Source organism: Streptomyces venezuelae, assembly GCF_008642335.1.
Classification (GTDB): domain Bacteria; phylum Actinomycetota; class Actinomycetes; order Streptomycetales; family Streptomycetaceae; genus Streptomyces; species Streptomyces venezuelae_F.
Map to the genome: position 1 here is coordinate 7206270 of NZ_CP029191.1, position 12075 is coordinate 7218344.

The window sequence follows — 12075 nt, forward strand, 5'->3', positions numbered from 1 at the left end:
CGATGTCGAGTGCCGAAGAGTCGAGTGCCGGAACGCCGAGCACCGAGGCGAAGCTCCGTCAGTACCTGAAGCGGGTCACCGTGGACCTGGGCCAGGCCCGCCGACGCCTGCGCGAGGTGGAGGAGCGGGCACAGGAGCCCATCGCCATCGTCTCCATGGCGTGCCGCTTCCCCGGCGACACCCGTACGCCCGAAGCCCTGTGGGACCTGGTCGCCGCGGGCGGCGACGCCGTCGGCGACTTCCCCACGAACCGCGGCTGGGACCTGGACAGCCTCTACCACCCGGACCCCGAGCATCCCGGGACCAGCTACGTGCGCCGCGGCGGCTTCCTCCACGACGCCCCCGGCTTCGACGCGTCGTTCTTCGGGATCTCCCCGCGCGAGGCCCTGGCGATGGACCCGCAGCAGCGGGTGCTCATGGAGACGGCCTGGCAGCTCCTGGAGCGGGCCGGCATCGACCCGGCGTCCCTGAAGCTGACGCCGACCGGCGTCTACATCGGCGCGGGCGTCCTCGGGTTCGGCGGCGCGCAGCCCGACAAGGCGGTGGAGGGCCACCTCCTGACCGGCAACGCGCTGAGCGTCCTGTCCGGCCGCATCTCCTTCACGCTCGGCCTGGAAGGCCCGTCGGTGAGCGTCGACACCGCGTGCTCGTCCTCGCTGGTGTCGATGCACCTCGCGGCCCAGGCGCTGCGGCAGGGCGAGTGCGACCTGGCCATGGCGGGCGGCGTGACCATCATGTCGACGCCGGGCGCGTTCACGGAGTTCTCCCGACAGGGCGCGCTGTCTCCCGACGGACGGAGCAAGGCCTTCGCCGCGTCCGCCGACGGCACGGGCTTCTCCGAGGGCGCGGGCCTGCTCCTCCTGGAACGCCTCTCCGACGCGCGCCGCAACGGCCGCGAGGTCCTCGCGGTCATCCGCGGCTCGGCCGTCAACCAGGACGGCGCGAGCAACGGCCTGACCGCCCCCAACGGCCCCTCCCAGGAGCGCGTCATCCGCGCCGCCCTCGCCAACGCGGGCCTGGGCGCCGCCGAAGTCGACGCCGTCGAGGCCCACGGCACCGGTACGAGGCTCGGCGACCCCATCGAGGCGGGCGCCCTGCACGCCACCTACGGCCGCGAACGCGACGACGACCACCCCCTGTGGCTCGGCTCGGTCAAGTCGAACATCGGACACCCGCAGGGCGCCGCGGGCGTCGCCGGCGTCATCAAGATGGTCATGGCCCTGCGGCGCGAACTGCTGCCCGCCACGCTGTACGTCGACGAGCCGACCCCGCACGTCGACTGGTCCTCCGGCACGGTCAGGCTCCTCACCGAGCCGGTCGAGTGGAAGCGCGGCGAACGCCCGCGCCGCGCCGGCGTCTCCGCGTTCGGCATGTCGGGGACGAACGCACACGTGATCCTGGAAGAGGCACCCGAGGTCCCGGAGGGGTCCGACGAGCAGGATCCCCGGCAGGCACCCGAGGCCGAGGCGCAGGAACCGTCCACGACCGCCGCCGTCGTCGTCCCGTGGGTCGTCTCCGGGCGCGGCGAGGACGCGCTGCGCGCCCAGGCCGCGCTGCTGGCCGAGCACGTGCGCGACAACGGCGGGTCGTCGTCGCCCACCGACGTGGGATGGTCGCTCGCCACGACCCGCTCGGTGTTCGAGAACCGGGCCGTCGTCATCGGCACGGACCAGGCCGCACTCCTCGACGGACTCCGCTCGCTGGCCGACGGCGAGGCCTCGCCGGACGTCGTGTCGGGAGCGGCAGGCGCCACGGGCCCCGGGCCGGTCATGGTGTTCCCCGGACAGGGCGGCCAGTGGGTGGGCATGGGCGCCCGGCTCCTCGAGGAGTCCCCGGTGTTCGCGGCCCGCATCGCCGAGTGCGAGCAGGCCCTGTCCGCGTACGTCGACTGGTCCCTGACCGACGTGCTGCGCGGGGACGGGTCCGAACTGTCCCGCATCGACGTCGTCCAGCCCGTGCTGTGGGCCGTCATGGTCGCCCTCGCCGCCGTCTGGGCCGACCAGGGCATCGAACCCGCCGCGGTCGTCGGCCACTCGCAGGGCGAGATCGCCGCCGCGTGCGTCGTGGGCGCCATCTCCCTGGACGAGGCGGCGCGCATCGTATCCGTCCGCAGCGTCCTGCTGCGCACGCTGTCGGGGCGCGGCGGCATGGCGTCCCTCGGCATGGGCCAGGAGCAGGCCGCCGAGCTGATCGACGGACACCCGGGGGTGGTGGTCGCAGCCGTCAACGGCCCTACGTCCACGGTCATTTCAGGTCCGCCCGAGGGCATCGAGGCCGTCGTCGCCGATGCTCAGGAGCGCGGGCTGCGCGCCCGTGCCGTCGCCTCCGACGTGGCGGGGCACGGCCCGCAGCTGGACGCGATCCTGGACGAGCTCACCGAGAGGCTCGCCGGCATCCGCCCCGCCGCCACCGACGTCGCGTTCTACTCCACCGTCACCGCGGAGCACCTCACCGACACCACCGCCCTGGACACCGGCTACTGGGTGCGCAACGTCCGCCGTACCGTGCGCTTCGCCGACACCATCGACGCGCTGCTCGCCGACGGATACCGCCTGTTCATCGAGGCCAGCCCGCACCCCGTCCTCAACCTCGCCCTGGAGAGCATCGTCGAACGGGCGGACGTGTCCGCCTCCGTGGTGCCCACTCTGCGCCGGGACCACGGCGACACCGCCCAGCTCGCCCGCGCCGCCGCCCGGGCGTTCACGGCGGGCGCGGACGTCGACTGGCGCCGCTGGTTCCCGGCCGACCCCGCCCCCCGTACGGTCGACCTCCCCACCTACGCCTTCCAGCGCCAGGACTTCTGGCTCGCCCCGGCCGCCGGACGCTCCGGCGACCCCGCGGGCCTTGGCCTCGCCGCCTCCGGACACCCGCTCCTCGGCGCCTCCGTGGGCCTGGCGAGCGGCGACGTACACCTGCTGAGCGGCCGTGTGTCGCGGCAGTCGGCCGCGTGGCTCGACGACCACGTCGTGGCAGGGCACGCCCTGGTGCCCGGCGCCGCACAGGTGGAGTGGGTGCTCCGCGCCGCCGACGAGGCGGGCTGCCCCGCCCTGGAGGAACTGACGCTGCAGACCCCGCTCGTCCTGCCCGACACCGGGGGCCTGCAGATCCAGGTCGTCGTGGACGCGGCCGACGCGCACGGCCGACGCGACGTACGGCTGTTCTCCCGCCCCGACGACACGGACGCCGACGACGCCTTCGCGTCGGAACGGCCGTGGACCTGCCACGCGACGGGCGTCCTGGGCTCCGAGGAGGTCCCCGAACAGGCGCATGGTGCAAGGGGGTCCGAACCCCTGGACGGCGCCTGGCCCCCGCCCGGCGCCGACCCCGTGGACCCCGCCGACCTCTACGCGCAGGCAGACCGCACCGGCTACGGCTACGGCCCCGCCTTCCGCGGCGTACGCGCGCTGTGGCGCCACGGAAGGGACGTCCTCGCCGAGGTGACGCTGCCCGAGGAAGCCGGTGACCCGGACGGCTTCGGCATCCACCCGGCGCTCCTGGACGCGGTCCTGCAGCCCGCGGCCCTCCTGCTGCCGCCCACCGACACCGCGCAGGTCTGGCTGCCGTTCGCATGGAACGACGTGGCCCTGCACGCCGTACGGGCCACCACGGTCCGGGTACGCCTCACCCTGCTCGGCGAGCGCGTCGACCAGGGCCTGCGGATCGATGTCGCCGACGCCGTGGGCGCGCCGGTGCTCACCGTCCGCGACCTGCGCTCGCGCCCGACCGACATCGGCCGCCTGGCCGCGGCCGGGGCCCGCGAACGGCACGGGCTGTTCGACCTGAAGTGGCTCGCGCCGGAAGACCTGGGTGGCCTTCGGGCGGGCGGCTCCCGTGGGGGCGGCTGGGTCACTCTGGGGGAGGACGTCCCCGACCTCGCCGCTCTCCTGGAGTCCATCGAGTCCGGCGCCCCGGCGCCGCAGCTGGTCGCGGCCCCCGTCGAGCCCGACCCGGCCGACGACGGCCTGGCTCTCGCCACTCACGTACTCGACCTCGTACAGACCTGGCTCGCCGCGCCACCGCACGACAGCCGTCTGGTGCTCGTGACACGGGGAGCAGTGGCGTTCGACGGCGAGGGGGACGTGGGTGTCGCAGCCGCGGCCGTGTGGGGGCTTGTCCGCAGCGCCCAGTCGGAGAACCCCGACCGCTTCACGCTGATCGACCTCGGCCCCGAGGACACGCTCGCGGACGCCGTGGAAGCGGCACAGCTGGACGAACCCCAACTCGCGCTGCGCGACGGGGAGATACGGGTCCCGAGGCTGACCCGAGCCACACAGGAACGGGCAGGCGGGCGGGCAATCGAGCACGCGGATGGCGACGCGCAGGTCGACCCTGGCGGCACGGTCCTCATCACGGGCGGCTCCGGGGTGCTCGGCCGACTGGTCGCCGAACACCTCGTCAGGGAGTGGGGCGTACGCCACCTGCTGCTGGCGAGCCGACGCGGCGACCGGACACCGGGCAGCAGGGAACTGCGCACCCGACTGACGGAGTTGGGCGCCGCCACCGTGGACATCGCGACGGCCGATGTCGCCGACGCCGAATCGGTCGCGGCCCTGATCACGTCGATCGACCCGGCGCACCCGCTGACCGGGGTGATCCACGCGGCCGGTGTCCTGGACGACGCCGTGGTCACCGCGCAGACCCCCGAGAGCCTCGCGTGGGTGTGGGCGGCGAAGGCGACGGCCGCACGCCTGCTCCACGAAGCCACCCGGGAGATCCCCCTCGACCTCTTCGTGGTCTTCTCCTCGGCGGCCGCGTCACTCGGCAGCCCCGGCCAGGCCAACTACGCGGCGGCCAACGCCTATTGCGACGCCCTCGTGCAGCACCGCCGCGCCCAGGGACTCGCGGGCCTGTCCATCGCCTGGGGCCTGTGGCAGGCGACCAGCGGCATGACCGGGCAGCTCAGCGACACCGACCTGGCACGCATGAAGCGCACCGGCTTCGCCGCGCTCACCGACGAGGGCGGCCTGGCCCTGCTCGACGCGGCCCGCGCCCACGACCACGCGTACGTGGTCGCCGCCGACCTCGACCCGCGCGCCGTCACCGACGGCCTCTCCCCGCTCCTGCGCACGCTCACCGCCCCCACCGCACGACGCCGGGTGGCCTCCGAGGGCCTCGCCGACGGAGCGCTTGCCGCGCGCCTCGCGGGTCTCGACGAGGACGGACGTCTGGAGCTTCTCACCGATGTCGTACGCGAGTACGTCGCCGCCGTCCTCGGCCACGGCTCCGCGTCCCGCGTGAGCATCGACGTCGCCTTCAAGGATCTGGGCTTCGACTCACTGACGGCGGTGGAGCTCCGCAACCGGCTCTCGGCCGCCTGCGACGTACGGCTGCCCGCCACCCTCATCTTCGACCACCCCACCCCCCAGGCCCTCGCGGTCCACCTCTGCACGCGCCTCGGCGGGCCGACCGCGGCTCCTGCCATGCCTGCGCCCGCCGCGCGGCCCGCCGCCACGACGGACGACCCGGTGGCGATCGTCGCCATGGCCTGCCGTTTCCCCGGCGGCGTCAACTCCGCGGACGACCTGTGGGACCTGCTCGACACCCGCACGGACGCGATGGGCGGATTCCCGACGGACCGCGGCTGGGACCTCGGCCGCCTCTTCCACCCGGACCCCGAACACCCCGGCACCACCTACGCCGACCAGGGCGGATTCCTGCCCGACGCGGGTGATTTCGACGCGGCGTTCTTCGGGATCAACCCGCGGGAGGCGTTGGCGATGGATCCGCAGCAGCGTCTGTTGCTGGAGGCGTCGTGGGAGGTGTTCGAGCGTGCGGGCATCGACCCGACGGCGCTCAGGGGCAGCCTGACCGGCACATACGTCGGCCTGATGAACCACGACTACGCCAAGTCCTTCCCCGAGGCCGACGCCCAGCTGGAGGGCTACGCCTACCTCGCGAGCACCGGCAGCATGGCATCCGGCCGCGTCGCCTACACCTTCGGCCTGGAGGGTCCGGCGGTGACGGTGGACACGGCGTGCTCGTCGTCGCTGGTCTCGCTCCACCTGGCGGCGCAGGCGCTGCGCCAGGGCGAGTGCGATTTGGCCCTCGCTGGCGGCGTCACCGTCATGGCCGACCCGGACATGTTCGCGGGCTTCGCACGACAGCGGGGCCTGTCACCCGACGGCCGCTGCAAGCCGTACGCCGCCGGGGCCGACGGAGTCGGGTTCTCCGAGGGTGTCGGCGTGCTGTTGCTGGAACGGCTGTCGGATGCCCGGCGCAATGGTCACCAAGTATTGGCGGTGGTGCGGGGTTCGGCGGTGAATCAGGACGGTGCGAGCAATGGTTTGACGGCGCCGAATGGTCCGTCGCAGGAGCGGGTGATTCGGCAGGCGTTGGCGAGTGGTGGTCTCTCGGCAGGGGACGTCGATGTGGTGGAGGGGCACGGGACGGGGACGACGTTGGGTGATCCGATCGAGGCGCAGGCTTTGCTGGCGACGTATGGGCAGGGTCGTTCGGTGGGTCGGCCGGTGTGGTTGGGGTCGGTGAAGTCGAATATTGGTCATACGCAGGCGGCTGCGGGTGTTGCGGGTGTCATCAAGATGGTGATGGCGATGCGGCGTGGTGTGGTGCCGGCGAGTTTGCATGTGGATGAGCCGTCGCCGCATGTGGATTGGGATTCGGGTGCGGTGCGGTTGGCGGTGGAGGCGGTGCCGTGGCCGGAGGTGGCGGGGCGGGGTGTGCGTCGTGCGGGTGTGTCGTCGTTCGGTGCGTCGGGGACGAATGCGCATGTGATCGTCGAGTACGTTCCCGAGCCTGCCGTTGAGGTTGCTGTCGAGGGAGTGGTTGCGGGGGACGGTGACGGGGCGTTGGTGCCGTGGGTGCTGTCGGCGCGGAGTCCGCAGGCGTTGCGAGACCAGGCACGCCGACTGCGCGCCTTCGCCGAGGACGCGTCGCGCGCACCGCTCACCGATGTCGGCTGGTCGCTGCTCGGCACGCGTGCGCTGCATGAGCGCCGGGCCGTGGTGGTGGGCGCGGACCGCGCCGACATCGTGGCCGGACTTGAGGCGCTGGCGGCGGGAGAGCCGCATCCGGCGCTGATCGGTCCGTCCTCGGGGCAGTCGCCGACAGGCGATGACGTGGTCTGGCTGTTCAGTGGCCAGGGCAGTCAGGTGGTGGGGATGGGGGCCGGGTTGTATGAGCGGTTCCCTGTGTTCGCGCAGGCCTTTGATGAGGTGTGCGGGCTGCTGGATGTGCAGTTGGGTGGTTCGGTTCGGGAGGTTGTGTTCGGGGGGGCGCGGGAGCGGTTGGATCACACGATGTGGGCGCAGGCGGGGTTGTTTGCGCTGCAGGTGGGTCTGGCGCGGTTGTGGGAGTCGGTGGGGGTGCGGCCGGATGTGGTGGTCGGGCACTCGATCGGGGAGATCGCGGCGGCGCATGTGGCGGGGGTCTTTGGGCTTGCGGATGCGTGTCGAGTGGTGGGTGCGCGGGCGCGGTTGATGGGTGCGTTGCCCGAGGGTGGTGCGATGTGCGCGGTGCAGGCCACGCGGGAGGAGCTGACGGCGGACCTTGCGGGTTCCGGCGTGAGTATCGCGGCGGCCAACACCCCGGACTCCACCGTCATTTCGGGCCCGGTGGACGAGGTGGAGAGGGTTGTTGCGCTGTGGCGGGAGAAGGGGCGTAAGACCAAGGCGCTCTCGGTCAGCCACGCGTTTCACTCGGCCCTGATGGAGCCGATGCTGGTGGAGTTCACCGAGGCGATACGTGACGTGAAGTTCGCGGCGCCGAAGATTCCGTTGATGAGCAACGTTTCCGGCACGGAAGCGGGGGTGGAGATCACCGCTCCGGAGTACTGGGCCAAGCATGTGCGGGAAGCCGTTCTCTTCCAGCCCGCCATCGCCGCAGTGGGCGCTCGTGCGCGTGCGTTCGTCGAGTTGGGTCCCGCCCCTGTGCTGTCGACCGCAGCCCAGCGCACGCTCGACGACGTCGTGGACCCGCGAGAAGGCGAGCCCGTCGTCACGGCGTCCCTGGACTCGGGCCGACCGGACGACGTCGCTTTCGCGCAGGCCATGGCACGCCTGCACACGGCGGGAGTTGCCGTCGACTGGTCGGGATTCTTCCCGGCTGATCCGGCGCCGCGCACGGTCGAGCTGCCTACGTATGCGTTCCAGCGGGAGCGGTTCTGGCTGTCCGGGCGTGCGGGGAGTGGGGATGCGGCGGGGCTGGGTCTGGTGGCTGCGGGGCATCCCTTGCTGGGTGCGGCGGTGGAGTTCGCCGATCGGGGTGGCTGCCTGTTGACGGGGCGTGTGTCGCGTTCCGGTGTCTCGTGGCTTGCCGACCATGTGGTGGGCGGGGCGGTGTTGGTGCCGGGTGCTGCGCTCGTGGAGTGGGTGTTGCGGGCCGGTGATGAGGTTGGCTGCGCGGTCGTGGATGAGTTGATGTTGCAGGTGCCTGTGGTGGTGCCTGAGGCGTCCGGGTTGCGGGTGCAGGTGGTCGTGGACGAGGCGGGGGAGGACGGGCGGCGCGGTGTTCATGTCTACAGCCGTCCCGACACTGATACTGCCGACGCTGCTGTGGGCGGTGACGATACGTGGGTCTGCCACGCCACCGGCGTACTCACCCCCGAAAGTCCACTGGCCGTGGACGAGACGATGTCCGGAGCCTGGCCGCCCGTCGGCGCTGAGCCGTTGACCGTGGAGGGCTTCTACGCGACGGCCGCGGAGGATGGATACGGGTACGGTCCGGCCTTCCGAGGGCTGCGGGCCGCCTGGCGGCACGGCGGGGATCTGCTGGCCGAGGTCGCCCTGCCCGAGGCCGCCGGCCCGCACGACGGTTACGGCATCCACCCCGCCCTCCTCGACGCCACCCTCCACCCTCTGCTCGTCTCGCGCCTTCAGGCGGGTTCGGGCGACGAGCAGCTCTACGTGCCGTTCGCGTGGACCGGGGTGTCTCTGCGGGCCGTCGGTGCCACGACCGTGCGGGTGCGCCTGCGCCCGGCAGGGGAGAGCGCCGAGCACGGGGTGGGCGTGACGGTCACCGATGCGACCGGTGGTCTCGTCCTGAGTGCCGACGCCCTGCGGACGCGTCCCGTACAGCGTGGGCAGCTCGTCGCCGCTCAACAGCGTGATGTGCACGGCCTGTTCGCCTTGGAGTGGACGCCGTTGCCGGTTCCGTCGTCCTCGACGGACATGGGGGACGGCAGGGGTTGGGTCGTGCTCCCGGGTGACGGGCGTGACGGGGGTGGTGGTCTGGCTGATGTGGTGTCGGCGGTGGGTGATGAGGTGCCGTGGGCGGTGTTGGCGCCTGTGGATGTCTCCGTGGGTGACGGGCTGCGGGTCACCGAGGGTGTGTTGTCGCTGGTGCAGGCGTTCTTGGCGGCGCCCGAGCTGGTCGAGTCCCGTCTTGTCGTCGTGACACGCTCTGCCGTTGCCACGGACGACAGGGACGACGACGGGGATGTGGATGCGTCCGCGGTGGCGGTGTGGGGTCTGGTGCGCAGTGCGCAGTCGGAGAACCCGGGCCGGTTCGTCCTGCTCGACGTCGATGCGGATCTGCGTATCGACGGCGTCGGCGTCGGCGTCGGCGTCGGTTACGGTGACGGTGAGGGCGCGCTGCCGCAGGCCCGCCTGCGCCAGGCCGTGGAAGACCTCGACGAACCCCAACTCGCCCTCCGTGACGGCAAACTCCACATCCCTCGTCTCGCTCAGGCACGCCGCTCCACCGACGTCGTCGCGCCGACCGGCGAGACGGCCTGGCGTCTGCGGATGGCCGACGACGGTTCGCTGGACGACCTCGCGGCGGTTGCCTGCCCGGAGGTGCTCGAACCCCTGGCGCCCGGACAGGTCCGGCTTTCGGTGCACGCCGCCGGCGTCAACTTCCGTGATGTGCTCGTCGCGTTGGGCATGGTTCCGGCGTACGGAGCCATGGGCGGTGAAGGTGCCGGTGTCGTGACGGAGGTCGGCCCCGGCGTGACGCACCTTTCGGTCGGCGACCGGGTGATGGGCGTGTTCGAGGGTGCGTACGGGCCTGTGGTGATCGCCGACGCGCGGATGGTCGCGCCGGTGCCGCGAGGCTGGGACATGCGGGAGGCAGCCGGTGTGCCGGCGGCCTTCCTCACCGCTTGGTACGGGCTCGTCGAGCTGGCCGGGCTGAAGGCGGGCGAGCGGGTGCTGATCCATGCCGCTACGGGTGGTGTGGGGATGGCGGCGGTGCAGATCGCCCGCCACATCGGGGCCGAGGTGTTCGCCACGGCGAGTCCGGCCAAGCATGGCGTGCTGGAGGAGATGGGCATCGATGCCGCCCACCGTGCGTCCTCCCGCGATCTCGCTTTCGAGGACGGGTTCCGGCGGGCCACCGACGGGCGCGGTGTCGATGTCGTACTGAACAGCCTGACCGGCGAGTTCATCGACGCTTCCCTGCGGTTGCTGGGGGAGGGCGGCGGTGGCCGGTTCCTGGAGATGGGCAAGACCGACGTACGTGCTCCCGAGGAGGTGGGCGCGGAGTACCCGGGCGTCACGTACACCGTCTACGACCTCGTGGACGATGCCGGGCCCGAACGCATCCGCCGGATGCTGGACCAGCTCGGCGAGTTGTTCGCCTCAGATCGGCTTAAGGCCCTCCCGGTACGTTCCTGGCCGCTGGGCAAGGCGCGGGAGGCGTTCCGGTTCATGAGTCAGGCGAAGCACACGGGCAAGCTGGTGCTGGAGGTCCCGCCCACCCTCGACCCGGAGGGCACGGTGCTGATCACGGGTGGCACCGGTGCGCTGGGGCGTGTCGTGGCGGAGCACCTGGTGCGGGAGTGGGGCGTACGGCATCTGCTGCTGGCCAGTCGGCGTGGTCCCGATGCCGCCGGGAGCGGTGAGCTGGTCGCGGAGTTGGCGGAGCTGGGTGCCACGGTCGATGTCGTCGCTGCTGACGTGAGCGATCCCGAAGCGGTGGCGGAGTTGGTCGGAAAGGCCGACCCGCCGCATCCGTTGACCGGTGTCGTGCATGCGGCGGGTGTGCTGGAGGACGCGGTGGTGACCGCGCAGACGCGGGACGGGTTGGCGAAGGTGTGGGCGGCCAAGGCTGCTGCCGCCGCGAATCTGGACGAGGCGACCCGGGAGATGCGTCTGGGGCTGTTCGTGGTGTTCTCCTCGGCCGCCGCGACGCTCGGCAGTCCGGGGCAGGCCAACTACGCGGCGGCCAACGCGTACTGCGACGCGCTGATGCAACACCGCAGGGCCCGGGGCCGGGCAGGCCTCTCGATCGGATGGGGCCTCTGGGACGCCTCGGACGACCGGCAGGGCAACGGGACGACCGGTATGACGGGCGGACTCACCGGCACCGACATCGCCCGCATGAGCCGCATCGGCGTCAAGGGCATGACCAACACCCACGGCCTCGCCCTCCTCGACGCCGCGCACCGGAACGGCCGCCCCCACCTCGTGGGATTCAACCTCGACCTGCGCACCCTCGCCACGCACCCCGTGCACACCAGGCCCGCCCTGCTGCGCGGTCTCGCCGCCCCCAGCACGGGCGGCGGCGCGAACAGGCGGACCGCGACGGCGGGCGGACAGCCCGCGGACCTGGCCGGCCGACTGGCCGCCCTGTCGCCCACCGACCGCCACCACACGCTGGTACGGCTCATCAGGGAGCAGGCCGCCACCGTCCTCGGGCACCACCCCGACAGCCTCACCCCGCGCAGCACCTTCAAGGAACTCGGCTTCGACTCCCTCACCGCGGTCGAACTGCGCAACAGGCTGTCCGCCGCCACCGGCCTCCGGCTGCCCTCCGGGCTCGTCTTCGACCACCCGGACGCGGACAACCTCGCCGAACACCTCGGCGCGCAGCTCGCCCCCGACGGCGACACGCCCGCCGTCGGCCAGGAAGCCACCGAACCGCTCCTGCGCGACCTCGCGAAACTCGAGCACGCCCTGTCCTCCGCCCACGTCGAACACCTCGACGCCGACGCGGTCACGTCCCGCCTGGAAACGCTGCTGTCGAAGTGGAAGTCGGCCAGTGCGGCACCCGGCTCGGCACCCGGCTCGGGCAGTACGAAGGAGCAGCTCAAGGTTGCCACGACCGACCAGGTCCTCGACTTCATCGACAAAGAACTGGGTGTGTGAAACGACCGTGCACGGCGCGACAACCACGCTG

The 12075-nt window shown here is 72.3% G+C and carries 1 protein-coding gene; it reads left to right on the plus strand.

Going from position 1 to position 12075, the window contains the following annotated elements:
- Window positions 1–2: 2 nt before the first annotated feature.
- Entirely contained in the window at window positions 3–12044 is a 12042-nt protein-coding gene (locus DEJ49_RS32120; protein ID WP_150187354.1) for a type I polyketide synthase, read from the plus strand.
- Window positions 12045–12075: the final 31 nt, after the last annotated feature.